Below are 24,367 nucleotides of genomic sequence, written 5' to 3'. Positions count from 1 at the left end.
TGCGTTTTCCGGCAAGTGTCGGGAAACGCTTGGCTTTCCAATTTGCCTGATATTCAGACGGTGGCATATTTCAGTTTGGCCCCGCGTCGATTTTTCCATGTTTTCGGGTCCCATTGCTCTGGCCTTGGCGGAACTGTCGCGATAGAACGCACGCGACCGCGGCCCATCTGCGGATGGGCGCTGCCAGCCAATGAACTGGAAAGGCTCGGGCATGTCCGATACGCGCAAGATCATCATCGATGGCAACGAAATCGAAGTCGACGGGGCAATGACCCTGATCCAGGCCTGCGAAGAGGCCGGGGTCGAGGTGCCTCGGTTCTGCTATCACGAACGGCTGTCGATCGCCGGGAACTGCCGGATGTGCCTCGTCGAGGTCGTCGGTGGCCCGCCGAAACCGGCCGCGTCCTGCGCGATGCAGGTCCGCGACCTGCGCCCCGGCCCCGAAGGCCAGCCGCCGGTGGTGAAAACCAACTCGCCCATGGTCAAGAAGGCCCGCGAAGGGGTGATGGAGTTCCTGCTCATCAACCACCCGCTCGACTGCCCGATCTGCGATCAGGGCGGCGAATGCGACCTTCAGGATCAGGCGATGGCCTATGGCGTGGATTTCTCGCGCTACCGCGAGCCGAAGCGCGCCACCGAGGATCTGGATCTGGGCCCGCTGGTCGAGACCCACATGACCCGCTGCATTTCCTGCACCCGCTGCGTGCGCTTCACGACCGAGGTCGCGGGCATCCACCAGATGGGCCAGACGGGCCGGGGCGAGGATGCCGAGATCACCTCGTATCTGAACGAGACGCTGAACTCGAACATGCAGGGCAACATCATCGACCTGTGCCCGGTGGGCGCGCTGGTCTCGAAACCCTACGCCTTCACCGCCCGTCCTTGGGAGCTGACCAAGACCGAGACCATCGACGTGATGGACGCGCTTGGGTCGAACATCCGCGTGGACACCAAGGGGCGCGAAGTCATGCGCATCCTGCCGCGCAACCATGACGGCGTGAACGAGGAATGGATTTCCGACAAGACGCGCTTTGTCTGGGACGGGCTGCGCCGCCAGCGTCTGGATCGCCCCTATGTGCGCGAGAATGGCAAGCTGCGCCCCGCCACTTGGCCCGAGGCGCTGTCGGTGGCCGCCGACAAGATCAAGGGCGCGTCCAAGCTGGCCGGTCTGGTCGGCGATCTCGCCCCGGTCGAGGCGGCGTATGCGCTGAAACAGTTGGTCGAGGGGCAGGGTGGTGTCGTCGAATCGCGCACCGACGGGGCCAAGCTGCCTGCGGACAACCGCTCGGCCTATGTCGGGACGGCTGCGGTCGAGGATATCGACGATGCGCAGATGATCCTGCTGATCGGCACCAACCCGCGCGAGGAAGCGCCTGTGCTGAATGCCCGCATCCGCAAGGCTTGGGCCGCAGGGGCCAAGGTCGCGCGCATCGGCACCCCGGTCGATCTGTCTTATGACGTGATCGAACTGGGCACGGGCCGCGCCGCTTTGGCCGAGCTGGCCAAGATGGATCATTCCGACAAGGACGGTGTCCGGGGCGTGATGATCGTGGGCCAAGGCGCCCTGAACGAGGCAGATGGCGCCGCCGTTCTGGGCACCGCGATGCAGACCGCCGCTGCCGGGTCGTCGAAATTCATGGTGCTGCACACCGCCGCGTCGCGCGTGGGTGCTCTGGACGTGGGCGCTGTCAACGACCGTGGCATGGAGGCCGTGCAAGAGGCCGACGTGATCTACAATCTCGGCGCGGATGAGGTCGAGATCGGCGAGGGTGCGTTCGTGATCTATCAGGGCTCGCATGGCGACCGGGGGGCACACCGCGCCGACGTGATCCTGCCCGCCGCCGCCTATACCGAGGAAAACGGCCTGTTCGTGAACACCGAAGGCCGTCCGCAACTGGCGCTGCGCGCTGGCTTTGCACCGGGTGAGGCCAAGGAAAACTGGGCGATCCTGCGGGCGCTGTCGGCCGAGATCGGCGCGCAACAGCCGTGGGACAGCCTCGCACAACTGCGCACCGCCCTGATCAAGGACGTGCCGCATCTGGCCAATATCGACGAGGTGCCGGAAAACGACTGGCGGCCGCTGGAGGCCGGGAAACTGGGCGACGCCGATTTCCGCTACGCGGTCAAGGATTTCTACCTGACGAACCCGGTCGCACGCGCGTCGGAACTGATGGCGGAACTCTCGCGTGGCATGAAGGACCGCGCCAACGCCCCGATGGCTGCCGAGTAAGTGACCGCACGCGCGCTCATATCCATGTTGGCCCTGACCGCCGGTCTGGCCGCCTGCTCGGACACCGGGCAGGCGAAACAGCCGTTCACGCCGGTCTATCAGGGCATCAAGACGAAGTTGCTCGAAGGTGATCTCGTGCAATTCGACGTGGAAATGCGCGGCGCGCGCAGCAATGCGGACGTGAATGACTATGCCGAGTGTGCGGCGGCGCAATATGCGCTGATCCGCGGCTACGGCTTTGCGCGTCATTTGCGCACAAATGTATACGAAGAGGGTGGCCTCTGGCGGGGAGATGCGGTTTACACCATCTCACCGGCGCTGCCCCGCGGGCTCAAGACCATCGACGCCGAAGTCGTCGCGTTGTCCTGTGCCGAGAACGGAATACCGATGGTGTGAGGATCTGATGGCCGAATTCCTTTCAACGCCCCTGGGCACTTTCGTCATAATCCTGGCTCAGTGTCTGGCTGTGCTTGGTTTCGTGATGATTTCGCTGCTGTTCCTCGTCTACGGGGACCGCAAGATCTGGGCCGCGGTGCAGATGCGCCGGGGGCCGAACGTGGTGGGGACCTTCGGGATCCTGCAATCGGTGGCGGACGCGCTGAAATACGTCGTCAAAGAGGTCGTCGTGCCCGCAGGCGCGGACCGCCCGGTCTTCATGTTGGCGCCGATGACGTCCTTCGTGCTGGCGGTGATCGCCTGGGCGGTGATCCCGTTCAACGATGGCTGGGTCCTTTCGGACATCAACGTCGCGATCCTCTATGTCTTCGCCATGTCGTCGCTTGAGGTCTACGGCGTGATCATGGGCGGCTGGGCGTCGAACTCCAAATACCCGTTCCTCGGGTCTTTGCGGTCCGCCGCGCAGATGATTTCCTATGAGGTCTCCATCGGTCTGATCATCATCGGCGTGATCATCTCCACCGGCTCGATGAACTTTGGCGACATCGTGCAGGCGCAGGACACGGGCTGGGGCTTCTTCGGCTGGTACTGGCTGCCGCATTTCCCGATGGTCTTCCTGTTCTTCATCTCGGCGCTGGCCGAAACCAACCGCCCGCCATTCGACTTGCCGGAAGCGGAATCGGAACTGGTGGCAGGCTATCAGGTGGAATATTCGGCGACGCCCTTCCTGCTGTTCATGGCGGGCGAATACATCGCCATCTTCCTGATGTGCGCGCTGACCTCGCTGCTGTTCTTCGGCGGTTGGCTGTCGCCGATCCCGGGCCTGCCGGATGGCGTACTGTGGATGATTGCCAAGATGGCGTTCTTCTTCTTCATCTTCGCGATGGTGAAGGCGATCACCCCCCGCTACCGCTACGACCAGTTGATGCGGCTGGGCTGGAAAGTCTTCCTGCCGTTCTCGCTGGCTTGGGTGGTGTTCGTGAGCTTCGCCGCGAAATTCGAAATCTTCGGCGGGTTCTGGGCTCGCTGGGCAGGGATGTGATCCATGGCAAATATCGACTATACCCGCGCCGCCAAGTATTTCCTTCTGCAGGATTTCTGGGTCGGCATGAAGCTGGGGCTGAAGTATTTCTTTGCGCCCAAGGCCACCGTCAACTACCCGCATGAAAAGGGGCCGCTGTCGCCCCGCTTCCGCGGCGAACACGCGCTGCGCCGCTATCCCAATGGCGAGGAACGCTGCATCGCCTGCAAACTATGCGAGGCGATCTGCCCCGCGCAGGCGATCACCATCGACGCGGAACCGCGCGCCGATGGCTCGCGCCGCACCACGCGCTATGACATCGACATGACCAAGTGCATCTATTGCGGCTTCTGCCAAGAGGCCTGCCCTGTGGATGCCATCGTCGAGGGGCCGAATTTCGAATTCGCCACCGAGACCCGCGAGGAACTGTTCTACGACAAGACCAAGCTTTTGGAGAACGGCGACCGCTGGGAAGCCGAAATCGCCCGCAACCTTGAAATCGACGCGCCGTACAGATGATCGACCGTATCGAGAAACGCGCCGAGGCGCTGGAAACGCTGGTGGCGGCGCGGATACACCGCGCCGAAGCGGCGCTTGTCCGGCTTTCGGCGCGGCTCGATCGCTGGGCCGATAACGTGGAAAAGGGGACCGGGAATGGCTGACAAGACCCCCTTTGAACTGATGATGGAACAGGCGCAGGAGATGGCAAAGGCCTTCAACCCGGCCTTGTCGTCGTTCGATCCCAAGGGATTTGAGAAGATGTGGCCGACCATGTCCAAGGACATGATGGAGATGTGGTTCGGCAAAGGCGTGTCCAAGAACGGTCTGGACGCCCGGACGCGCCTGCTGTTGACCCTTGCCGGCATGACGATGCAGGGCGCGCAGGCGGAAACGCCGTTTCGCATGACCGTGCGCCACGCCATGGAGGCGGGCGCCACCGAAGAAGAGATCGCCGAGACCATCGCCCAGATGTCGATGTTCGCAGGCATACCCGCCATGACCCGCGCCATGGAACTGGCGCGCGAGGTGATGGCCGACAAAAAGGATGATGAGACATGATGGTCTTTGCCTTCTACCTGTTCGCCTTGGGCGTGATCGCGGGGGGCCTGTTCACGGTCATCAGCCGCAACCCGGTGCATTCGGTGCTGTGGCTGATCCTTGCCTTCCTGTCGGCGGCGGGGCTGTTCGTGCTGATGGGGGCGGAATTCGTCGCCATGCTGCTGATCATCGTCTATGTGGGCGCGGTTGCGGTGCTGTTCCTCTTCGTCGTGATGATGCTGGATGTCGACTTTGCCGAGCTGAAGGCCGAGATGGCCAATTACATGCCGCTGGCCTTGCTGATCGGCCTCGTGATCCTGATGCAGCTGGCCATGGCGTTTGGTGTCTGGGAAGCCTCGGAAATGGCCGCGTCGCAGATGCAGGCACCGATCCCGGGCGACATGCCGAACACACAGGCCATCGGCATGCTGCTCTATGACCGCTACTTCCTGCTGTTCCAGCTGTCGGGCCTGATCCTGCTGGTCGCGATGATCGGCGCGATCGTCCTGACCCTGCGCCACCGCACCGATGTCAAGCGTCAGAACGTCGTCGCGCAGATGATGCGCGACCCGAAACTGGCGATGGAGCTGAAGGACGTCAAACCGGGGCAGGGCCTGTAATGACCGCGGTGTGGGAGCTTTTGCTCTCGCCTTGGGGCCTTGCGGCCTACGCGGCTTTCTGGGCGCTCAAGCTGCTCTGCGGGGCCTGGGTCCTGCGCCGCGCACTGACACTGCTGCCCGATGCGGGCCGGGTCTGGGCGGAACACAAACTGGGGCTGCTGCGCCTTCGGCGCTGGTGACCCCGTGCCGGGCCTGACCCGGCACCTCCCGGTCGGGCCGGGACAAGACATGAGGTCCCGGGTCTTCGCCCGGGACGCGATGAGACGGAACTGAAACGGGCAAACGACCCGGAGGGACGATGAGATGATCGGATTGGAACATTACCTGACGGTGGCGGCCGCGCTGTTCGTCATCGGGATTTTCGGGCTCTTCCTGAACCGGAAGAACGTGATCATCCTGCTGATGAGCATCGAATTGATGCTGCTTTCGGTGAACATCAACCTCGTGGCCTTCTCGACCCATCTGGGCGATCTGGTGGGGCAGGTCTTTACCCTGTTCGTGCTGACCGTCGCCGCTGCGGAAGCGGCCATCGGCCTTGCCATTCTCGTCTGCTTCTTCCGCAACCGCGGCACCATTGCCGTGGAAGACGTCAACGTGATGAAAGGCTGACGCGATGGAATCCATCATCCTTTTCGCGCCCCTCGTGGGCAGCCTGATCGCCGGCTTCGGCTGGCGGTTCGTGTCGATCCGGGGCGCCCAGTGGATCACCACCGGCCTGCTGTTCCTGGCCTGCGCGCTGAGCTGGATTGTGTTCCTGTCCCACGGGCCGGAAACCCAGCATATCCAGATCCTGCGCTGGATCGAATCCGGCACGCTGAGCACCGACTGGTCGATCCGGCTGGATCGCCTGACCTCGATCATGTTGATCGTCGTGACCACGGTGTCCGCCTTGGTGCACCTGTATAGCTTCGGCTACATGGCGCATGACGAGAACTTCAAGGAGGGCGAGGAAAGCTATCGCGCGCGCTTCTTTGCCTACCTGTCCTTCTTCACCTTCGCCATGTTGATGCTGGTGACGTCTGACAACCTCGTCCAGATGTTCTTTGGCTGGGAAGGGGTGGGGGTCGCCTCCTACCTGCTGATCGGCTTCTACTACCGCAAGCCCTCGGCCAACGCCGCCGCGATGAAGGCGTTCATCGTCAACCGCGTGGGCGACTTCGGTTTCGCACTGGGCATCTTTGCGCTGTTCTTCCTGACCGACTCGATCAAGTTCGACGACGTGTTTGCCGCCGCGCCTGAACTGGCGGACAGCACGCTGACCTTCCTCTGGGCGGACTGGACCGCGACCGAGGTGGTGGCGCTGCTGCTGTTCATCGGTGCGATGGGCAAATCGGCACAGTTGATCTTGCACACATGGCTGCCCGACGCGATGGAAGGCCCGACCCCGGTCTCGGCGCTGATCCACGCCGCGACCATGGTGACGGCGGGTGTTTTCCTCGTCTGCCGCATGTCGCCGCTGATGGAATACGCGCCGAACGCCATGATGTTCGTGACCTTCCTTGGCGCGACGACGGCGTTCTTTGCCGCCACGGTCGGTCTGGTTCAGAACGACATCAAGCGCGTGATCGCCTATTCGACCTGTTCGCAGCTGGGCTACATGTTCGTGGCCGCAGGCGTCGGCGTCTATTCGGTCGCCATGTTCCACCTGTTCACGCATGCCTTCTTCAAGGCGATGCTGTTCCTTGGCGCCGGTTCGGTGATCCACGCGATGCACCATGAACAGGATATGCGGAACTATGGCGGCTTGCGGAAAAAGATCCCCTATACCTTCTGGGCGATGATGATCGGCACTCTGGCCATCACCGGTGTCGGCATCCCGCTGACCCATATCGGCTTCGCCGGCTTCCTGTCCAAGGACGCCGTGATCGAAAGCGCATGGGCGGGCACCGCAGGCGGCTATGCCTTCTGGATGCTGGTCATCGCGGCGCTGTTCACCTCGTTCTACTCGTGGCGCCTGATCTTCATGACCTTCTTCGGCAAGGCGCGCGGCGACAAGCATACACATGACCACGCGCATGAAAGCCCGATGGTCATGCTGGTGCCGCTGGGTGTGCTGGCACTCGGTGCGGTTTTCTCCGGCATGGTCTGGTATGGTTCGTTCTTCGGCGACCATAACAAGGTCAACAGCTTCTTCGGCATCCCGGCGCATCACGCCGAGGCGGATGCAGGTCACGGTGCCGCCGACGCGGGCCATGGCGAGGAAGCCGCCGCCGATCACGGCGAGGCCTCCGACCACGGCGAGGCGGTTGCCGCAGCCGATCACGGCATGGCCCCGCAGGGCGCGATCTTCATGGCGCCGGACAACACCGTCATGGACGATGCGCACCACGCGCCGGTCTGGGTCAAGGTCAGCCCCTTCGTTGCGATGCTGATCGGTCTGGCCACGGCCTACTGGTTCTACATCGTCAACCCGGCCCTGCCCAAGCGTCTCGCCGAACAACAGCGCCCGCTCTACCTGTTCCTGCTGAACAAGTGGTATTTCGACGAGATCTACGACTTCCTCTTCGTCCAGCCGTCCAAGGCGCTGGGGCGCATCCTGTGGAAGAAGGGTGATACCAACGTGATCGACGGCTCGATCAATGGTGTCGCCATGGGGATCGTTCCGTTCTTCACCCGGCTCGCGGGCAAGGCACAGTCCGGCTACATCTTTACCTATGCATTCGCGATGGTCATCGGCATCGCCGTGCTCATCACCTGGATGACGCTCAGCGGAGGGGCGCACTAATGAGCAACCTGCTTTCCATCGTCACCTTCCTGCCCGCGCTGGCAGCCCTGATCCTCGCGCTGTTCCTGCGCGGGGGGGATGCGGCCGCCGATCGCAATGCGAAATGGCTGGCGCTGATCGCCACGGGCGCGACTTTCGTGATCTCGCTCTTCATCCTGTTCCAGTTCGATGCCGCGAACACCGGCTTCCAGATGGTGGAAGAGGGCGAATGGATCATGGGCCTGAACTACAAGATGGGCGTCGACGGGATTTCCGTCCTGTTCGTCATGCTGACCACCTTCATGATGCCGCTGACCATCGCTGCCAGCTGGGACGTGAAGAAGCGGGTCAAGGAATACATGATCGCCTTCCTGCTCTTGGAAACGCTGATGCTGGGCGTGTTCATGGCGCTGGATCTGGTGCTGTTCTACCTGTTCTTCGAGGCTGGCCTGATCCCGATGTTCCTGATCATCGGCATCTGGGGCGGCGCGAACCGCATCTATGCTTCGTTCAAGTTCTTCCTCTACACCTTCCTCGGCTCGGTGCTGATGCTGGTGGCGATGGTGGCGATGTATGCGGATGCGGGCACCACCGACATCCCGACACTGTTGACGCATGAGTTCTCGACCGCCGGGATCACCGTGCTGGGCGTGCACGTGCTGGGCGGCTTGCAGACTATGCTTTGGATCGCCTTCTTTGCCTCCTTCGCGGTCAAGATGCCGATGTGGCCGGTGCACACTTGGTTGCCGGACGCGCACGTGCAAGCGCCGACGGCGGGTTCGGTCGTGCTGGCCGCCATCCTGTTGAAGATGGGCGGCTACGGCTTCCTGCGCTTCTCGCTGCCGATGTTCCCGGTTGCCTCCGACCTGCTGGCCCCGCTGGTGTTCTGGATGAGCGTCATCGCCATCGTCTACACCTCGCTCGTCGCGCTGGTCCAAGAGGACATGAAGAAGCTGATTGCCTATTCCTCCGTCGCCCATATGGGCTACGTGACCATGGGCATCTTCGCGGCCAACCAGCAGGGTGTCGATGGCGCGATCTTCCAGATGATCTCGCACGGCTTCATCTCCGGCGCGCTCTTCCTCTGTGTCGGGGTGATCTATGACCGGATGCACACGCGCGAAATCGACGCCTATGGCGGTCTGGTCAACCGGATGCCTGCCTATGCGCTGATCTTCATGCTGTTCACCATGGCCAATGTCGGCCTGCCGGGCACCTCGGGCTTTGTCGGGGAATTCCTGACGCTGATGGGTGTCTTCCAGGTGAATACGTGGGTCGCGGCGGGTGCTGCGCTGGGTGTGATCCTGTCGGCGGCCTATGCGCTGTGGCTGTATCGCCGGGTGGTCATGGGCGACCTGATCAAGGAAAGCCTCAAGACGATCAAGGACATGACGACCCGCGAAAAGGCGATCTTTGCGCCGCTGGTGGTCATGACGATCTGGATGGGCGTCTACCCGGCGCCGATCCTCGACCGGATCGGGCCGAGCGTTGCGGCGCTGGTGGAACACGTTGACACGGCTGTTGCCGCGGCGGACCTGTCCGCTGGCGTGCAGACCGCCGAAGCAGAACATTAAGGGGGCGGGGTTATGATCTCGGCTGATCTGAATATCATCCTGCCGGAAATCGTACTGGCCGTGTATGCCATGGCGGCGCTGATCCTCGCGGTCTATTCCGGCAAGGACAAGCTGGCGGGCACCATGGTCTGGGCCACCTCGGCGCTGATGCTGGTGCTGGCCTTCTGGATCGGAACGACCGGAGAAGGGTCGAACGCCGCCTTCTACGGCATGTTCAACGACGACCCGTTCTCGCGCTTTGCCAAGGTGGTGATCCTTGTGTCCGCCGCCGCGGTCATGGTCATGAGCGAGGGCTACATGCAGCGCCGCGGCCTCTTGCGGTTCGAGTTCCCGGTGCTGATTGCGCTGGCCTCGGTCGGCATGATGATGATGGTGTCGGCGGGCGACCTGATGTCGCTTTACATGGGCCTCGAACTGCAATCGCTGTCGCTGTATGTCGTCGCCTCGCTGCGCCGCGACAGCGCAAAATCGACGGAAGCTGGCCTGAAGTATTTCGTGCTGGGCGCGCTGTCCTCGGGTCTGCTGCTGTACGGTGCCTCGCTGATCTACGGCTTTGCGGGCACCACACAGTTCTCGGGCATCATCGCCGCCGCGACCGAAGAGAACATCTCGGTCGGGTTGCTGATCGGCCTCGTGCTGCTGACCTCGGGCCTTGCGTTCAAGGTTTCGGCGGTGCCGTTCCACATGTGGACCCCGGACGTCTATGAAGGCTCGCCGACCCCGGTCACGGCCTTCTTCGCCACCGCGCCCAAGGTCGCTGCGATGGGCCTGTTCGCCCGCGTGATGCATGACGCCTTTGGCAATGCGGTCAGCGATTGGTCGCAGGTCGTGGCGCTGCTGTCGGTGCTGTCGATGTTCATCGGTGCCATCGCCGCCATCGGCCAGACCGACATCAAGCGCCTGATGGCCTATTCCTCGATCGCGCATATGGGCTATGCGCTGATGGGCCTTGCCTCGGGGACCGAGCTGGGTGTCAACGCGATGCTGGTCTACATGGCGATCTACGTGACGATGAATGTCGGCACCTTTGCCTTCATCATGTCGATGGAGCGCGATGGCCAGCCGGTGACACGCATCGATGCGCTGGGTCAGTATGGGGCCAAGGAGCCGGGCAAGGCGCTGGCCATGCTGGTGCTGCTATTCTCGCTCGCCGGTGTGCCGCCGTTCCTTGGCTTCTTTGCCAAGCTGGCAGTGCTGCGCGCGGCCTATGATGCGGGTCTGGCCTGGCTGGCGGTGGCGGGTGTGGTCGCCTCGGTGATCGGGGCCTATTACTACCTGCGGATCGTCTACTACATGTATTTCGGCGAGGAGCCCGACGAGGCGCTGGATGGCGGTCGGTCGCCGGTGCTGATGGGCTTCCTCATGGGGTCGGCGGTGATCATGCTGGTGGGCATCGTCAACATGTTCGGTGTCGAGGGGGCTGCCCAAGCGGCTGCCGTGGCGCTGGTCAACTGAGGCTGCGCCGGATTGATCTGACGGTGACGCGCCTTCGGGCGCGTCGCTTTTTTGTTTGCGCCTTCGGCGCGTTGGGGCTCTGCCCCAAACCCCGAGGTATTTGAGGACCAAAGAAGCATGTGGCCCGAGGGATATGGACGGCGCGTGTTGCGCGAGGTGGACAGCACCAATGCCGAAGCGGCGCGGATCGCCGGGGATTTGGCGGGGCCGGAATGGATTCTCGGGCTGCGCCAGACGTCGGGGCGCGGACGGCGCGGGCGGGCTTGGGTCATGCCCGAGGGGAATTTCGCGGCAACCTTGGTGATGCGTCCGGCTGAGGCGCCTCCGGTGGTGGCCTTGCGGAGCTTCGTGGCGTCGCTGGCTTTGGGCGACGCGCTGGCCGCTATCGGTGGAACCGAGGCGGGACTGGCGTTGAAATGGCCGAATGACGTGTTGCTGAATGGTGGCAAGGTGGCGGGCATTCTTCTGGAGGGGGGCGCGGGGCATCTGTGCATCGGCATCGGGGTCAACCTGATTTCAGCCCCGGAGGCCGGTCAGGTGGAGGCGGGCGCGGTGCGCCCCGTCTCGGTGCTCGAAGAGTTGGGTGTCCGGGTGACGCCCGAAGCCTTTCTTGACCGTCTGGCCGAGGCCTATGCCGCGCGCGAGCAGGCGTTCGTCACCTATGGGTTCGTGCCGATCCGCGAGGCGTGGCTGGCGCGGGCTGCGCGACTGGGCGAGGTCATCACCGCCCGCACCGCCCGGGAGGAGACCGTGGGGACCTTCGAGACGGTGGACGCGGCGGGGAATCTTGTCATAAAGACCCCGGAAGGTCCGCGTGCCATCGCCGCCGCGGACGTGTATTTCTGAAAGGCGCCGACCATGCTGCTGTGCATCGATTGCGGGAACACCAATACGGTCTTTTCCATCTGGGATGGGGAGAAGTTTCTCTGCACCCTGCGCACGTCGACCCATCATTCGCGCACGGCGGATGCCTATTTCACGTGGTACTCGACGCTTGTCGGCCATTACGGCATCAATGCCGAGATCAGTGACGTGATCATCTCGTCGACCGTGCCGCGCGTGGTCTGGAACCTTCGCGTCTTTGCGGATCGGTTCTTTGGCTGCCGTCCCCTCGTGGTGGGCAAGCCGGAATGCGTCCTGCCGCATCCGTCGCGGGTCGATGCCGGGACGGGTGTGGGACCGGATCGTCTGGCCAATGCGGCCGGGGCGTTCGACCGCCATGGCGGGGATGTGGTCGTGGTGGATTTCGGCACGGCCACGAATTTCGACGTGGTTGCCGAGGATGGCGCCTATGTCGGAGGCGTGATCGCGCCGGGGGTGAACCTGTCGCTTGAGGCGCTGCACCAAGGCGCCGCTGCGCTGCCGCATGTGGATATCACCCAGCCCGACAAGGTGATCGGCACCAACACGGTGGGCTGCATCCAGTCCGGCGTGTTCTGGGGCTATGTCGGGCTGATCGGCGGCATCACCGAAAAGATCAAGGCCGAGTACGGTCGCCCGATGAAAGTTGTCGGGACGGGGGGGCTTGCACCTTTGTTCGATACACAAAGCGAGCTATTTGATAAGGTCGAGGATGACCTGACGATGCACGGCCTGACCGTGATTTATAACTATAACAAGAGGTTGAGCGAATGAGCGGCGAAAGACTGATTTATCTTCCCCTGGGCGGGGCCGGTGAGATCGGCATGAATTGCTACGTCTACGGCTACGGCAAACCGGGGCAAGAGCGTCTGATCGTCGTCGATCTGGGCGTGACCTTTCCGGATATGGACGGCACGCCCGGCGTGGACCTGATCCTGCCGGACATCACCTGGCTCAAGGAGAACCGCAACCGGATCGAGGCGGTGGTCATCACCCACGCGCACGAGGATCACGTGGGCGCGGTTGGCCATACCTTCGAACAGCTGGGCGCGCCGATCTATGCGCGGGCCTTCACCGCCAATATCGCGCGGCACAAGCTGAACGAATACGGTGTCGACGGCAAGTCGGTGAAGACCTGCTCGCCCTGGCCCGAGACGGTCAAGCTGGGGCCGTTCACGCTGGGCTTCCTGCCGATTTCGCATTCGATCCCGGAAAGCAGTGCGCTGGTCATCGACAGCCCTGCGGGCCGCGTGATCCATACCGGCGACTTCAAGCTGGACGAGACGCCGCTTGTGGGCGAGCCGTGGGACCCGGCGCTTTGGGCCGAGGTTGCGAAACCGGGGGTCAAGGCGCTGGTCTGCGATTCCACCAACATCTTTTCCCCGCATGCGGGCCGGTCGGAGTCGAGCATCGGCGCGAACGTGACCGAGCTGGTGGCCAATGCGCCGCAGATGGTCGTGGCGACCACCTTTGCCTCGAACGTGGCGCGGGTGCGCACCTTGGCCGAGGCGGGCGCGCGGGCCGGGCGCTCGATCTGCCTTTTGGGGCGGGCGATGCGGCGGATGATCGAGGCGGCGGTGGAAACCGGCGTGCTGACCGACTTCCCCAAGACCATCAGCGTCGAGGATGCGGGCAGCGTGCCGCGCGACAACCTGATGCTGATCGTCACCGGCTCCCAAGGCGAACGGCGCGCGGCGACGGCGCAGCTGGCGCGCGGCAAGTTCCACGGGATCGAGTTGAAAGAGGGCGATCTGTTCCTGTTCTCCTCCAAGACCATTCCGGGCAACGAGCGGGGCGTGATCCGCATCGTCAACCAGTTCTCGGAAAAGGGTGTGGACGTGGTCGCCGACAGCGATGCCTATCACGTGTCGGGCCATGCCAACCGTCCCGATCTGGAAACCATGCAGGACGTGGTGCAGCCGCAGATCGTCGTGCCCATGCATGGCGAACACCGCCACTTGCGCGAGCATGTGAAGCTGGCGCAGTCCAAGGGGCGCGCGGGTGTGCTGGCGGTCAATGGCATGATGATCGACCTGACGGGCAACGAACCGAAGGTGGCCGAGTATATCGAGACCGGGCGCACCTATCTGGATGGCTCGGTGCAAATTGGTGCGCTGGACGGCATCGTGCGCGACCGCATCCGCATGGCTCTGAACGGCCATGTCGTGGTGACGGTGATCCTTGACGAGGATGACGAGGCCTTGGGTGAGCCGTGGTGCGAAGTGATGGGGCTGGCCGAGATCGGTCGCAGCAACGCACCGCTTGTCGATGTGCTGGAGGAGGATCTGGCCCAGTTCATCGGTCGCGCCGACAAACGGACGCTGGCCGATGATGACAAGCTCGAAGAGGGGCTGCGCCGCATCGTCCGCAACAGTTCCCTGAACGAGATCGGCAAGAAGCCCGAGGTCACCGTGGTCATCAGCCGTCTGTCATAGGGGCCCGCCCCTTGGCAAAGCGTTTGGCCAAGGTTTCCGACAATTGGTGGGCCTGCCGGTCGGTCAGGACGAAGCTCAATCCAGCCTCATCCGACTTGCGCCACCGGAACTCTGCCTGAAAGGTGCCGAATTCGGTCACGTCCACGCGCGACCGCTTGTCCCGGAGCGCGCGGGCGATGGCCGAATCGAACCGGACGCGGAGACCGCCGGCAGAAATGTCGGTGATTGTGCAGGGCATGGCATAGCCGTCCTGATGCAGGCGCCCTTGTATCCGGACCGCGTGGCGCTGCCTGCTGCGCCGCAGGCCAGGATCAGGCTCGGCCAATGCGATGACAGGGTCCACCGGCGGGACAGGATCGACCGCCGCTGGTTGCGCGTCACTGGGCGCGGTTTGGCCCAGCGACTTGGCCAAGCGGTTCAGCCGCGTCTCGACGAAATGGTGCATCTGCTCGGAAACGGTGAATTCGACCCCGCACCGATAGGCCGCGCGCCATCGGATACGGCACGGCACGCGGGCGACACCCGCGATATCCAGTTCCAGCGGACCGGTTCGGACCGCCGCATTGGAAATCGGATTCAGCGCGAACAGCGCCCCGCCGCCTGAAATATTGCTGACCGTTCCCGGCACAGCATAGCCGTCCTGAATCGCCATGGCGGGCAGAGCGACGTAGAAACGCCGGTGTTGTCGCGTGTCCTGCCATTTGTTGTCCATTGCCCATACCATGACAGATCCAGCCCGCGTGCTGGATGTGACTTTAGGGAAGGGGGTATGAATATTCGCCTAATGGAACATGACGCCCGCGTAAACGTTGACCCGGTGATGAAGACTTTACGTTCACGAAAGGAGCGCATCCATGATCAAGAAGGCCGGTTCCGCAAAATGGCGCGGCGATTTGAAATCTGGCAAGGGGACGGTCTCGACCGAGTCCACCGCCCTCAAGGATCAACCCTACGGCTTCAACACTCGTTTCGAGGACCAGCCCGGCACGAACCCCGAAGAGTTGATCGGCGCGGCGCATGCCAGTTGTTTCTCGATGGCGCTGAGCATGATTCTGGGCGACAGCGATCTGGTGCCTGACGAGATTTCGACCACGTCCAAGGTCTATCTGGACAAGGAAAACGACGGGTTTGCGGTGCAGAAGGTCCATCTGACCGTGGCCGCGAAAGTGCCGAATGCCAGCGAGGACGCATTCCTTGCAGCGGCGCAGACCGCGAAGGACAACTGCCCGATTTCCAAGCTGCTGTCCTGCGAAATCACCATGGATGCGCGGCTCGTCTGAGCGCAGTTTCATGCCGAACTAAAAAGGCCGCCATGCATTACGCATGGCGGCCTTTGTCATGTGGGGCTGTCAGCCGGCGCGCCGCTGCTCGAAGCTGAGCGCGATGAAATCGGGCAGGTGGTCGCCCATGCCGACCACGTTGCTGTCGCGCCCGCCACGGTCGCGATTGCTGTCGCGGCGCGGTTCGTTGCGGCTGTCGCTCTTGCGGGTGTCGCTTTTGGGCGCGTCGGGCTTGCGGGCTTCGGGCTTGTCGGCCTTTTCCGTCTTGTCGGATTTCTCGGACTTGTCGGAGCGGCGCGAGGAACTGCGCGTGCGGGTCGGCTTCTTTTCCACCTCATCCTCGGAGGCAGAGGGCGCCGAGATGGCCGCCGGGTTGTCGAGGCGCGGAATCTCTTTCTGAAGCAGCTTTTCGACGGCGTCGAAATACTTCTCGTCGCGCGGCACGCAGATCGTATAGGCCTTGCCCGACCTGCCCGCGCGCCCCGTACGGCCGATGCGGTGGATGTAATCCTCGGCATGGCTGGGCACGTCGAAGTTGAAGACGTGGCTGACGGCGGGAATGTCCAGACCGCGCGCGGCCACGTCCGAGGCCACGAGGATCTTCAGCTCGCTCTCGCGGAACGAATCCAGCGTCTTGGTCCGTTGGCTCTGGTCCAGATCGCCATGGATCGGCGCGGCGTTATAGCCGTGCTGTTTCAGCGACTTGGCTACGATGTCCACATCCACCTTGCGGTTGCAGAAGACGATGGCACGGTCGCATCCCTCGCCCTCGGAATCGATCAGGGCGCGCAGAACCGCGCGCTTTTCGCTGCCCTCACGGTCGCGGCGCGACGGTTTGAAGACGACGGCCCCTTGGGTGATCGTTTCCGATGCGGAAGCCTGACGCGCCACCTCGATCCGGGCGGGGGCCGACAGGAAGGTATTGGTGATACGCTCGATTTCCGGCGCCATGGTGGCCGAGAAGAACAGCGTCTGGCGGGTGAAGGGCACAAGGCCAAAGATCCGCTCGATATCGGGGATGAAGCCCATGTCGAGCATCCGGTCGGCCTCATCGACCACCATGATCTCGATCCCGGTCAGCAGCAGCTTGCCACGCTCGAAATGATCCAGAAGGCGGCCCGGCGTGGCGATCAGAACATCGACGCCCTTGTCGATCAGCATGTCCTGTTCCTTGAACGAGACGCCGCCGATCAGCAGCGCCTTGGTCAGTTTGACATGCTTGGAATAGGTGTCGAAGTTCTCGGCCACCTGTGCGGCCAGTTCGCGCGTCGGGCACAGAACGAGGCTGCGCGGCATCCGGGCGCGGGCGCGGCCCCGGGCGAGCTTCGTGATCATCGGAAGGGTGAAGGACGCGGTCTTTCCGGTGCCGGTCTGCGCGATGCCAAGGACATCCTTGCCCTCGAGCGCATGGGGAATCGCACCCGCCTGAATCGGGGTCGGCGTTTCGTAACCGGCCTCCTCGATGGCTTTCAGGACTTTCGGGCTGAGATTCAGATCAGAGAATTTTGTCATATGTATCCGTTCGATGCGGACACTGTACCTGGCCCGCGCGTCTGGTTCGGGGTGGCCCGTCTGGCCCGGCGTCCCGCCGCTTACATCCCCGTGGGCCGCCTTTACGGAAAAAACCGTGAAAAGTCAATCAAGGGTGGTCGGGCTGCGGCAATTGTTGCGGCGTAGGGTTTCCTTTTCGGCGACAATTCGCGGATTCAATCCGGATTGATGCCGGGAAAGTGTTTTCGCCGCAGCAGATCGAGCGGCATCTGGTGACGGCGCAGCAGACCATGGGCGTGCAGCCGGTCGACCAGCGGGCGGTTCGCCATGCAGACTTCGTCGAAGAAAGCGCGCAGGGCGTCCTCCTCCTCGATCATGGCGAAGAGGTCGTGCAGGTTGAGCGCGCCGGGCTGGCGCACCTGCGATTTCAGCTCCGCCCGGTACGATCCCCGCGCCAGCCGAAAGCGATAGGCGCGCAGGAAATGATCCCAGTCGGCGGCGTGGAAATGGCCCAGTTCGATGCCGGGCAAGTCCTGCTGGCCGGGGTTCTGTTCGCCATCGAGGATGACATTGTGGATCTTGATCTGCAGCCCCTTGGTCGGGCGAAAGAACAGCTTGCCCGCGACGTGGCTCAGGAATCCACCGGACAGATGCGCGCCGAAGGTGGGAAAGCAGTCCTGCGCCGCCTCTTGCCGGGCTTTGGGATCAAGATGGAAGGCCTTGAACAACGTCTCGCCCGGTGGGCTGGCATCGCCTTGGGCAAGCGCCTCGACCGGGCGGATGCGGGCGCAAAGTGCTTCGGCGGGCAATTGGCCGAGTTGCTCGGCCACGGGTGACGCAGGCAGCAGGAATTCGTCGGTGTCGATATGGGTCAGCCAGTCGACCTCGGGCTTGCGGTTGTTGGCGTGGCGGGCATTGGCGGATTGGCGGGCCTGATGCTTGTCGGGCCGCCCGTTGCGTTTGGCCCACCATGCGGCGTCGGTGTGGACGATGCGCAGCTTGGGGTGGTCGAGCGCCGCGCAGGCGCCGGGGTCGTCGTGATCGAGATAGAGGTAGACGCGATGCGCGCCGAGTTCGAGATGCCAGGCAGAAAAGTCCAGCACGTCGCGCAAGGGCGCATTGGTCGTCGTGACGGTGCCCCACAGGGTCATGGCAGTTCCCCAAAGACACGGCGCGTCGTGGCGTCGAAATCGAAGTCGTGGGTCAGCAACATGCCATGCGCGTCGAGGCGCGCGCGAAGCTTGGGGCTGTCGGCCACCACCTCGTCGAAGAACTCCCGCAGCGCGTCCTCGCCTTCCCCCAGCAGGAAGGTGAAGAGTTCCCCCTGTCCCAGTTCGGGCCGTTCGGAGCGCGCGCGATACGATCCACGCTCGCGGCGGAAATCCAGATGGGCGCGGAAATGTTCCCAGCTGGGCGCATGGAAATGCGCCAGATACAGGCCTGCGGGCTTGGCGCGGTTGGTGACATCCTCGCCCGCGTATTTCAGCCCGTGGATGCCAAGCCGCGTGTCGGGAATGCCGGTGCGGGCAAAGACCTTGCCCGCCGTATGCGACAGGAACCCGCCATAAAGATGCAGCCCGAAGGTGGGGTAGACCTCTTGCAGCAGGGATTTCTTCACCTCGGCCTGCTTGTGGGTCAGCTTGAAATGCGTGGGCGTGCCGTCGGTGGCGAGCGCCTCGGCCGGGGGCACGCGGGCCATGGCGATGGCGGGCTGGACGCTGGCCAGAGCGGGCGTGATCGGGGTCCCGAACAGGAATTCATCCACGTCGATATGGCCGAGCCAGTCGAGGTCTTCGGTGACACGGTGCAAGGTGCGCGTGGCGTTGAAGGCTTGGCGCAGCTGGTGCTGGTCCATCCGGCGCTTTTTCTGCGCGCTCCAATAGGCGTCATCGCATTGGGTGACGTGGATTTTCGGGTGGCGGCTGAGGAAGGCGGCGGTTGCTGCGTCGGGCTCGTCGAGATGGATATGCAGCGCATGGGCGCCCGCATCGATGTGGTGGGCGGCCCAGCGGGCGATGGCGGGCAGGGGCGCCTTGATCGTGCTGACAAGGCCCCAGCGCAGGGTGTCCTTGCTCAAGTTGAGCCTGTCGGCGGGCACGGGTGCGATGTTGGCCCCGTGCGCCTTGGCGTCGATCTGGCGTTGCTTGCGCGCGCGCATGGTCATCAAGCGGCGAAACAGGGTCCGGTCGTCATGGATCAGCAGGTCGAGCAGGTGATGGGCGAGGGGGGCGATGACGGGGTCATCCTCGGCCTCCTGCCAGAGCCTGCCGATCATGTTGACGTCCAGCCCGCCATTGGTCAGCGAATAGGCGTCCATTTCCATCGGCAGGGGCGCGCGGACCTTGTCGAGCGTATAGGGCTTGTCCGGGGTCAGGCCGGAATGCAGCCGCTCGGATTCATACAGCTTCATCATCCCGAAAAACGTGGTCAGCGCCAGACCGACGCTGCGCTGGGTGGTGGTGGTGCCGTGATCGCCGAAGGTGGTGATGGCCGAGACCAGCCAGCGCTGATCGAGCTGTGTGAGCAGGTGATCGCCCTGTTCGGCCCACAGACGCTGGAACAGCGCGGGGGCGTGATCGGGGAAGGTGCGCTTGCGCAGATGGGCGATCAGCAGGCCATGCAGGACTGTCAGTTCGCTATTGCCCTGAAGTTCGCTGCGCAAGGCGTGGCATTTGCGGTGAAAGGACGACCGGAATGGCGGCTTGAACGCCGGGTCCGTGTCCGGGTCGGCGACCGTAGCGTGCGAGAGAGCGGCGAGGTCGGTGTCCAGCGGCGGCAGGGCTTCGCCCTTGGCATAGGAAAAGGCGTCGCGGCGGCCCTCGTACTGGGCGAGAACGGCGGCGATTCCGCCCTTGTAGGTTGGGGTTCTGCTCATGGCGCTACAGTGGCGCGGGCGCGCGGCGGGAGCAAGCGGGGGGTGATCCAATTGTGCGCGTTTCACGCGCGCAGACATCTCGGCCTTGCGGCCTCGGGTGGGCGCTTGTGGCGCGGTTGTGATCCGGTCCGGGGGCTGCGCCTGTTGCGGGGAAGGACGCCTTCGGCGAGGGTATTTTGGCCAAGAAGAAACTGGGGGCTTTTCTTGGCGTCGGGCGGGGGGTATTGGCGGCGCATGGCTTTGACATCGTTTGACCTGAAGGCCCGGGATGGGCGTGCGCGTTGCGGGGTGATCTCGACCCCGCGTGGTGAGATCCGGACCCCGGCCTTCATGCCGGTGGGGACGGCTGCGACCGTGAAGGGCATGATGCCCGAAAGCGTGCGCGAGACCGGCGCCGACATCCTGCTGGGCAACACCTATCACCTGATGCTGCGGCCCGGGGCCGAGCGGGTGGCGCGGCTGGGGGGCTTGCACCGCTTCATGAACTGGGAGCGGCCGATCCTGACGGATTCCGGTGGTTTTCAGGTGATGAGCCTGTCCTCCCTGCGTAAGCTGACCGAGGAGGGGGTGACGTTTCGCAGCCATGTGGATGGCTCGAAGCACATGCTCAGCCCGGAGCGGTCGATGGAGATCCAGCGTTTGCTGGGCTCGGATATCGTCATGGCCTTCGACGAATGCCCGGCACTGCCTGCGGATCGCAGACGGCTGGAGGAGAGCATGCGCCTGTCCATGCGGTGGGCGCAGCGGTCGCGCGATGCCTTTGGCGACAGACCGGGGCACATGCTGTTCGGCATCCAGCAGGGCGGGCTCGAAGAGGATCTGCGCGCCGAGAGCGCGGAGGCGCTGCGGGCGATCGGCTTTGACGGCTATGCGATTGGTGGGTTGGCTGTCGGCGAGGGACAGGAGGCGATGTTCGGCTGCCTCGATTTCGCGCCGGGCCAGCTGCCGGAGGACAAGCCGCGTTACCTGATGGGGGTGGGCAAGCCCGACGACATCGTCGGAGCGGTCAAGCGCGGCGTCGACATGATGGATTGCGTGCTGCCCTCGCGGTCGGGGCGGACCGGGCAGGCGTGGACGCGGCGCGGGCAGGTCAATATCAAGAATGCCCGCCATGCGGATGATCCGCGCCCCTTGGACGAAACCTGCACTTGTCCGGCCTGCCGCAGCTACAGCCGCGCCTACCTGCATCACGTCTATCGCGCCGGAGAGATGATCGCCGGCATGTTGCTGACATGGCACAACCTGCATTACTACCAGGAGTTGATGCAGTCCATGCGCGAGGCGATCGCAAAGGGGCGCTTTGCCGCGTTCGAGGCGGAATTCCACGCGCGGCGTGCGGACGGGGATATTTTGCCACTTTAGGCGGAAATCTTCACGTATCCTTAATATTGTACCGGAAACCGCCATTTTTCTCGTTAAACTTGCCTGCGAAACGGCGGCAGATCGGGGCAGGCACATGGCGGAAATCTGGTTGCATATCGGGACACAAAAAACCGGTTCGACCTCTGTTCAGCATTTCGGGCGCAACCATGCGAGCTTTTTGGCGGAGCAGGGCGTGTCCTTCATCGGGCTGGGCAAGCGATCCTCCCTGAACCGCCTCCCCAAGGCGATGCGGCAGCGCAAGCCAGACGCGGTGCGTCAATTGGGGGCTTGGGCCGAGGCGGGCATTGCCGCCGCGACCGCGCGGCACGTGGTGCTGTCCTCCGAGATGTTCGTGTCCAACGGTGTCGATCTGGACCTCTTGAAGGAGGTGGTGCCCAGCCTGACACGCATGCCCCTGAACATCGTGATCTACCTGCGGCGGCAAGACAAATGGCATGAAAGCCATTACCGCCAGCGCGTGAAGACCGGCCGGTATGGCGGGTCTTTCGTCAGTTTCTTCGAGAAGACGCGCGATGCCTATGGCGACTACAACCGCATCCTGACCGCTTGGCAGTCGGCCTTTCCGGACGCGACCTTTCACGTGCGCCGGTTTGAGAAAAATCGCCTGAAGGATGGCGATGTTGTGAGCGATTTCATGAGCTTGCTTGGCGTTCTTGATCTGCCGGATCAAGAGGGGGCGGCGCAGTCCAACGTCTCGCCCGGGGTCGAGTTGCTGACCGTGCTCAAGCTGATGAAGAAGACCGGCGCCTTTGACGTGGGCAAGATGCGTCAGGCGATCCAGTCGCGTTGCGACGTCTCCGGGTCGCGCGCGCGGCTGATGCCCAACGATTATGCGCGCGAGATTGTCCGCTATTACGAGGACAGCAACGAGGCGGTGCGCAGGGCGTTCTTTCCGCAGGATGCGCAGCTGTTCGATCTTGGCGATATCCAAGGCGAAGGTCATGTCGCCGAGGGGTTCTCGGACGAACAGCAAGCCTTGATCCGGGCCATGCTGGACGCAATCGCCGAAAGTCAGTCCAAGGCCGCCTGAAGCAGTGCCGGTGCGTCGGCGCGCAGCCTCGCGAAGCCGCCGGGGCGCCAGCCCAGTTCGGGAAGCGTTTGGCATATCAACGGGTTGACCGCCTTGTTTGATCGCTCCGGCAAGGCTGATGTCGACGCGGTGAGGGTCTTGATCTCGGCGAGCAGGTCGCGGCGGTCCAGCAGCAAGTCAGAGGCGTGCGCCGCGCCGGAAAAATCTCTGTCCAACAGCAGGTTGCAGGCCGTTGCCACGTCTTGCCCATGGACTTCGGTGCCGCGCCTTGGCGGGACGTCCCTGCCACTCAGGAAATCGCGGATCAGGCTGGCCCATTTGTGATCCGCCCCCGGCCCGTAGATGCCGGTGGCGCGCAGGGCGATGCCTTGGACCGGTAGCGCCAGCAAATGCGCCTCGGCCTGCGCCTTGACCTGTCCGTAAAGCGAGGCGGCCCGAGGGGCGCGGTCTTCGGTCAAGGGGAGGTCGTCGGGCCAGCCGTCGAACACGGCGCGAGAGGACAGGAAGAGGACTTTGGTCACGCCGTCCCGCGCGGCGGCGTCGAACAGGCGGCGGGTCCCGTCGAGATTGGCGCGCAGGAAGCCGTCTGGGTCATCGCCTTCGCCGCCGCGATAGCGACCGGGCACATGGGCAAAGGCCGCATGCACCAGCGCATCGAAGCCGCGCAGGTCCGGGGCCGGGCCGGTCAGGTCCCATGCGATATCTCCGCGTCGGCCAAGCGTGACGACGTGGCCATCAAGGCCGCCCACCAGAAACCGCCCGACAAGGCCGGCCGCGCCGGTCAAGGCGATCCTCATGCGGCGCGCGGCAGATTGGGCGCACGATCTTGTTCATAGGCGTGCCAAAGGTCGATCAACGGGCGCAGTTGCTGAGCACGCGCATGTCCTTTTTCCCATGGCTTTTCATATTGGTAGTGGACGATCTTCACGTGATCCCAATCCCAGAGATCGGGCAGGTTGATCCAGCTGTATTGCAGCATGTTGTAGAAGATCGGCAGGCCGTGCCAGTCGGGGAACATCTCTTGCAGAAAGGTCTGGTCGGTGCGCTTCCAGAACCGGCCTTCGAGCCGGTCGAGCATGTCGCGAAAGGTGCGTTCGCAGGGGCTCGCGACGAAGACACCGGAATTCATGCGATGAAAATCGGCAAGGCTTTCATACACGTTGGGCGCGGCGCTGAACTGAGGGTAGTCGAACAGCCGGTCGATGTTCTGCACGACCAGCGTATCGCTGTCGAGAAACACGCAGGTGTCGTAATCCAGCTGCCACAGGCGCAGCTTGATGAAGTTGTCGAGCGGCGTGTGAAAGGCGGGTTTGGTGCCCTTGGTAAACGGCGCCGCGCCATGCAGCCGGTCGCGGGCATGGGCGGCATTGAAGGCGGCGGACAGCGGCAGGTGTTCGGCCCGGACCAGCCGCACGCCAAGCGCGCGCAGGGGCGCGAGGTCGGCCTCGGTGACGGCGTCGGTATGCATGACCACCAGATCGGCGCGCGTGCCGGTGCGGATCAGCGATTTCATCAGCACCCGCGCCCCGCGGGCGAAATCCGAGTTCGTGACGAGGGTCACGAAAGCGCGGGTTGCGCGGATCGGGCGGCTGGCGCTTTGGCGGGCTGTGTGCATCCTGGGCTCCGTTTCTGGCGGGCGTCATGCGGGGCGTGTAAGCCCGTTCTGTGTAGTCTTTGTGACAATTGATATACAGTGATTTCGGATAATTCCAGAAATACAGGAGAATTTATGCCTTTCGCAGCCATATTGATACAATCAATTGTGTATCAATGCGCTGCCGCGGCAATAGGTTTTCGTGGCGTTCACCCTGTCTCAAAAGGGACGAAAAGCGCACTTGCGAAGCCCCGGGAACCTCGCCATTCTGTCGATCAGGCCATGGGTTCTGCGCTTGAAATGCGCGGCAAAGACCCCATCTCAAGCCTTCATGACCGGAGACGGTGTGTCGCTGCCGCAAAGCGGGGCGTGACCGTCTT

At 63.5% G+C, this 24,367-nt stretch carries 24 protein-coding genes; 18 read left to right on the top strand and 6 right to left on the bottom strand.

Annotated elements, in window-relative coordinates; all coding sequences use genetic code 11:
- Positions 1-211 precede the first annotated feature (211 nt).
- The 15 genes from nuoG (at position 212) to D8Z78_RS00400 (ending at position 14,334) form a co-directional block, all read left to right on the top strand.
- On the top strand, positions 212-2,230 hold the full coding sequence (gene nuoG / locus D8Z78_RS00465) for an NADH-quinone oxidoreductase subunit NuoG (RefSeq protein ID WP_121630018.1): 2,019 nt from the start codon (positions 212-214) through the stop codon (positions 2,228-2,230).
- 24 nt (positions 2,231-2,254) lie between these two features.
- Positions 2,255-2,626 carry a hypothetical protein gene (locus D8Z78_RS00460; RefSeq protein WP_121630118.1) on the top strand — a complete coding sequence of 124 codons (372 nt, stop codon included), beginning with the start codon at positions 2,255-2,257 and terminating at the stop codon, positions 2,624-2,626.
- 7 nt (positions 2,627-2,633) lie between these two features.
- Positions 2,634-3,668, top strand: a complete 1,035-nt coding sequence (gene nuoH, locus D8Z78_RS00455; protein ID WP_121630019.1) for an NADH-quinone oxidoreductase subunit NuoH — start codon at positions 2,634-2,636, stop codon at positions 3,666-3,668.
- A 3-nt stretch (positions 3,669-3,671) separates the two neighbouring features.
- A complete protein-coding gene (gene nuoI / locus D8Z78_RS00450) occupies positions 3,672-4,166 on the top strand; it encodes an NADH-quinone oxidoreductase subunit NuoI (RefSeq protein WP_121630020.1) in 495 nt (164 codons plus the stop codon).
- A complete protein-coding gene (locus tag D8Z78_RS24460; protein ID WP_164932851.1) occupies positions 4,163-4,309 on the top strand; it encodes a hypothetical protein in 147 nt (48 codons plus the stop codon). Before nuoI ends, D8Z78_RS24460 begins: the two co-directional genes overlap by 4 nt.
- The gene (locus D8Z78_RS00445; RefSeq protein ID WP_121630021.1) at positions 4,302-4,706 is read left to right on the top strand and encodes a carboxymuconolactone decarboxylase family protein; all 405 of its coding nucleotides are present in this window, start codon (positions 4,302-4,304) and stop codon (positions 4,704-4,706) included. Before D8Z78_RS24460 ends, D8Z78_RS00445 begins: the two co-directional genes overlap by 8 nt.
- Positions 4,703-5,305: an NADH-quinone oxidoreductase subunit J gene (locus tag D8Z78_RS00440; RefSeq protein ID WP_121630022.1), complete on the top strand. Its 603-nt coding sequence runs from the start codon at positions 4,703-4,705 to the stop codon at positions 5,303-5,305. The genes D8Z78_RS00445 and D8Z78_RS00440 overlap by 4 nt, the downstream gene beginning before the upstream one ends.
- Positions 5,305-5,484, top strand: coding sequence for a hypothetical protein (locus D8Z78_RS00435; RefSeq protein ID WP_121630023.1), 180 nt, complete (start codon positions 5,305-5,307; stop codon positions 5,482-5,484). Before D8Z78_RS00440 ends, D8Z78_RS00435 begins: the two co-directional genes overlap by 1 nt.
- A gap of 124 nt (positions 5,485-5,608) precedes the next feature.
- On the top strand, positions 5,609-5,914 hold the full coding sequence (nuoK, locus tag D8Z78_RS00430) for an NADH-quinone oxidoreductase subunit NuoK (RefSeq protein WP_121630024.1): 306 nt from the start codon (positions 5,609-5,611) through the stop codon (positions 5,912-5,914).
- A gap of 4 nt (positions 5,915-5,918) precedes the next feature.
- Positions 5,919-8,030 (top strand): NADH-quinone oxidoreductase subunit L, encoded by a 2,112-nt coding sequence (gene nuoL, locus D8Z78_RS00425; RefSeq protein WP_121630025.1) that lies wholly within the window; start codon positions 5,919-5,921, stop codon positions 8,028-8,030.
- Positions 8,030-9,583 (top strand): NADH-quinone oxidoreductase subunit M, encoded by a 1,554-nt coding sequence (locus D8Z78_RS00420; RefSeq protein ID WP_121630026.1) that lies wholly within the window; start codon positions 8,030-8,032, stop codon positions 9,581-9,583. The genes nuoL and D8Z78_RS00420 overlap by 1 nt, the downstream gene beginning before the upstream one ends.
- Positions 9,584-9,595: 12 nt before the next feature.
- The gene (gene nuoN, locus D8Z78_RS00415) at positions 9,596-11,038 is read left to right on the top strand and encodes an NADH-quinone oxidoreductase subunit NuoN (RefSeq protein WP_121630027.1); all 1,443 of its coding nucleotides are present in this window, start codon (positions 9,596-9,598) and stop codon (positions 11,036-11,038) included.
- 117 nt (positions 11,039-11,155) lie between these two features.
- Positions 11,156-11,884 carry a biotin--[acetyl-CoA-carboxylase] ligase gene (locus D8Z78_RS00410; protein WP_121630028.1) on the top strand — a complete coding sequence of 243 codons (729 nt, stop codon included), beginning with the start codon at positions 11,156-11,158 and terminating at the stop codon, positions 11,882-11,884.
- A gap of 12 nt (positions 11,885-11,896) precedes the next feature.
- Positions 11,897-12,673, top strand: coding sequence for a type III pantothenate kinase (locus D8Z78_RS00405; protein WP_121630029.1), 777 nt, complete (start codon positions 11,897-11,899; stop codon positions 12,671-12,673).
- On the top strand, positions 12,670-14,334 hold the full coding sequence (locus D8Z78_RS00400) for a ribonuclease J (RefSeq protein ID WP_121630030.1): 1,665 nt from the start codon (positions 12,670-12,672) through the stop codon (positions 14,332-14,334). Before D8Z78_RS00405 ends, D8Z78_RS00400 begins: the two co-directional genes overlap by 4 nt.
- On the opposite strand, the gene D8Z78_RS00395 is transcribed toward D8Z78_RS00400, so the two are convergent.
- A complete protein-coding gene (locus D8Z78_RS00395; RefSeq protein ID WP_121630031.1) occupies positions 14,318-15,058 on the bottom strand; it encodes a PilZ domain-containing protein in 741 nt (246 codons plus the stop codon). The two genes, D8Z78_RS00400 and D8Z78_RS00395, sit on opposite strands and share 17 nt — an antisense overlap.
- Before the next feature lie 130 nt (positions 15,059-15,188).
- On the opposite strand from D8Z78_RS00395, the gene D8Z78_RS00390 reads away from it, so the two are divergent.
- The gene (locus D8Z78_RS00390; protein WP_121630032.1) at positions 15,189-15,614 is read left to right on the top strand and encodes an OsmC family protein; all 426 of its coding nucleotides are present in this window, start codon (positions 15,189-15,191) and stop codon (positions 15,612-15,614) included.
- Positions 15,615-15,683: 69 nt separating this feature from the next.
- Here D8Z78_RS00390 and D8Z78_RS00385 read toward each other — a convergent pair whose 3' ends face one another.
- The 3 genes from D8Z78_RS00385 to D8Z78_RS00375 form a co-directional block, all read right to left on the bottom strand.
- Entirely contained in the window at positions 15,684-17,126 is a 1,443-nt protein-coding gene (locus D8Z78_RS00385) for a DEAD/DEAH box helicase (protein WP_121630033.1), read from the bottom strand.
- Positions 17,127-17,320: 194 nt separating this feature from the next.
- A complete protein-coding gene (locus D8Z78_RS00380; RefSeq protein WP_121630034.1) occupies positions 17,321-18,256 on the bottom strand; it encodes a glycosyltransferase family 2 protein in 936 nt (311 codons plus the stop codon).
- Positions 18,253-19,980, bottom strand: a complete 1,728-nt coding sequence (locus D8Z78_RS00375; protein ID WP_121630035.1) for a glycosyltransferase family 2 protein — start codon at positions 19,978-19,980, stop codon at positions 18,253-18,255. The genes D8Z78_RS00380 and D8Z78_RS00375 overlap by 4 nt, the downstream gene beginning before the upstream one ends.
- Positions 19,981-20,214: 234 nt before the next feature.
- Between D8Z78_RS00375 and tgt the strand changes: the two genes are divergently transcribed.
- Positions 20,215-21,342 carry a tRNA guanosine(34) transglycosylase Tgt gene (gene tgt / locus D8Z78_RS00370; RefSeq protein ID WP_121630119.1) on the top strand — a complete coding sequence of 376 codons (1,128 nt, stop codon included), beginning with the start codon at positions 20,215-20,217 and terminating at the stop codon, positions 21,340-21,342.
- A 94-nt stretch (positions 21,343-21,436) separates the two neighbouring features.
- On the top strand, positions 21,437-22,393 hold the full coding sequence (locus D8Z78_RS00365) for a hypothetical protein (protein ID WP_121630036.1): 957 nt from the start codon (positions 21,437-21,439) through the stop codon (positions 22,391-22,393).
- Here D8Z78_RS00365 and D8Z78_RS00360 read toward each other — a convergent pair.
- Together D8Z78_RS00360 and D8Z78_RS00355 are read right to left on the bottom strand one after the other, a co-directional pair.
- The gene (locus tag D8Z78_RS00360; RefSeq protein WP_121630037.1) at positions 22,375-23,190 is read right to left on the bottom strand and encodes an NAD-dependent epimerase/dehydratase family protein; all 816 of its coding nucleotides are present in this window, start codon (positions 23,188-23,190) and stop codon (positions 22,375-22,377) included. The two genes, D8Z78_RS00365 and D8Z78_RS00360, sit on opposite strands and share 19 nt — an antisense overlap.
- Positions 23,187-24,008, bottom strand: a complete 822-nt coding sequence (locus tag D8Z78_RS00355; RefSeq protein WP_121630038.1) for a glycosyltransferase — start codon at positions 24,006-24,008, stop codon at positions 23,187-23,189. The genes D8Z78_RS00360 and D8Z78_RS00355 overlap by 4 nt, the downstream gene beginning before the upstream one ends.
- Positions 24,009-24,367 lie beyond the last annotated feature (359 nt).

It is taken from the genome of Tropicibacter alexandrii (genome assembly GCF_003667315.2).
GTDB lineage: Bacteria > Pseudomonadota > Alphaproteobacteria > Rhodobacterales > Rhodobacteraceae > Tropicibacter > Tropicibacter alexandrii.
Note: the sequence above shows the minus strand (reverse complement) of the source record. Positions and strands in the feature narration are given on the sequence as shown.

Coding starts and splice junctions, on each gene's coding strand:
- nuoG (WP_121630018.1), top strand. CDS start 212: ATGTCCGATACGCGCAAGATCATCATCGATGGCAACGAAATCGAAGTC.
- D8Z78_RS00435 (WP_121630023.1), top strand. CDS start 5,305: ATGACCGCGGTGTGGGAGCTTTTGCTCTCGCCTTGGGGCCTTGCGGCC.
- D8Z78_RS00390 (WP_121630032.1), top strand. CDS start 15,189: ATGATCAAGAAGGCCGGTTCCGCAAAATGGCGCGGCGATTTGAAATCT.
- D8Z78_RS00405 (WP_121630029.1), top strand. CDS start 11,897: ATGCTGCTGTGCATCGATTGCGGGAACACCAATACGGTCTTTTCCATC.
- nuoL (WP_121630025.1), top strand. CDS start 5,919: ATGGAATCCATCATCCTTTTCGCGCCCCTCGTGGGCAGCCTGATCGCC.
- D8Z78_RS00395 (WP_121630031.1), bottom strand. CDS start 15,058: ATGGTATGGGCAATGGACAACAAATGGCAGGACACGCGACAACACCGG.
- D8Z78_RS00420 (WP_121630026.1), top strand. CDS start 8,030: ATGAGCAACCTGCTTTCCATCGTCACCTTCCTGCCCGCGCTGGCAGCC.
- D8Z78_RS00460 (WP_121630118.1), top strand. CDS start 2,255: ATGTTGGCCCTGACCGCCGGTCTGGCCGCCTGCTCGGACACCGGGCAG.
- D8Z78_RS00440 (WP_121630022.1), top strand. CDS start 4,703: ATGATGGTCTTTGCCTTCTACCTGTTCGCCTTGGGCGTGATCGCGGGG.
- D8Z78_RS00385 (WP_121630033.1), bottom strand. CDS start 17,126: ATGACAAAATTCTCTGATCTGAATCTCAGCCCGAAAGTCCTGAAAGCC.
- D8Z78_RS00365 (WP_121630036.1), top strand. CDS start 21,437: ATGGCGGAAATCTGGTTGCATATCGGGACACAAAAAACCGGTTCGACC.
- nuoI (WP_121630020.1), top strand. CDS start 3,672: ATGGCAAATATCGACTATACCCGCGCCGCCAAGTATTTCCTTCTGCAG.
- D8Z78_RS00410 (WP_121630028.1), top strand. CDS start 11,156: ATGTGGCCCGAGGGATATGGACGGCGCGTGTTGCGCGAGGTGGACAGC.
- D8Z78_RS00375 (WP_121630035.1), bottom strand. CDS start 19,980: ATGAGCAGAACCCCAACCTACAAGGGCGGAATCGCCGCCGTTCTCGCC.
- nuoN (WP_121630027.1), top strand. CDS start 9,596: ATGATCTCGGCTGATCTGAATATCATCCTGCCGGAAATCGTACTGGCC.
- D8Z78_RS00380 (WP_121630034.1), bottom strand. CDS start 18,256: ATGACCCTGTGGGGCACCGTCACGACGACCAATGCGCCCTTGCGCGAC.
- D8Z78_RS00360 (WP_121630037.1), bottom strand. CDS start 23,190: ATGAGGATCGCCTTGACCGGCGCGGCCGGCCTTGTCGGGCGGTTTCTG.
- D8Z78_RS00445 (WP_121630021.1), top strand. CDS start 4,302: ATGGCTGACAAGACCCCCTTTGAACTGATGATGGAACAGGCGCAGGAG.
- nuoK (WP_121630024.1), top strand. CDS start 5,609: ATGATCGGATTGGAACATTACCTGACGGTGGCGGCCGCGCTGTTCGTC.
- nuoH (WP_121630019.1), top strand. CDS start 2,634: ATGGCCGAATTCCTTTCAACGCCCCTGGGCACTTTCGTCATAATCCTG.
- tgt (WP_121630119.1), top strand. CDS start 20,215: ATGGCTTTGACATCGTTTGACCTGAAGGCCCGGGATGGGCGTGCGCGT.
- D8Z78_RS00400 (WP_121630030.1), top strand. CDS start 12,670: ATGAGCGGCGAAAGACTGATTTATCTTCCCCTGGGCGGGGCCGGTGAG.
- D8Z78_RS00355 (WP_121630038.1), bottom strand. CDS start 24,008: ATGCACACAGCCCGCCAAAGCGCCAGCCGCCCGATCCGCGCAACCCGC.
- D8Z78_RS24460 (WP_164932851.1), top strand. CDS start 4,163: ATGATCGACCGTATCGAGAAACGCGCCGAGGCGCTGGAAACGCTGGTG.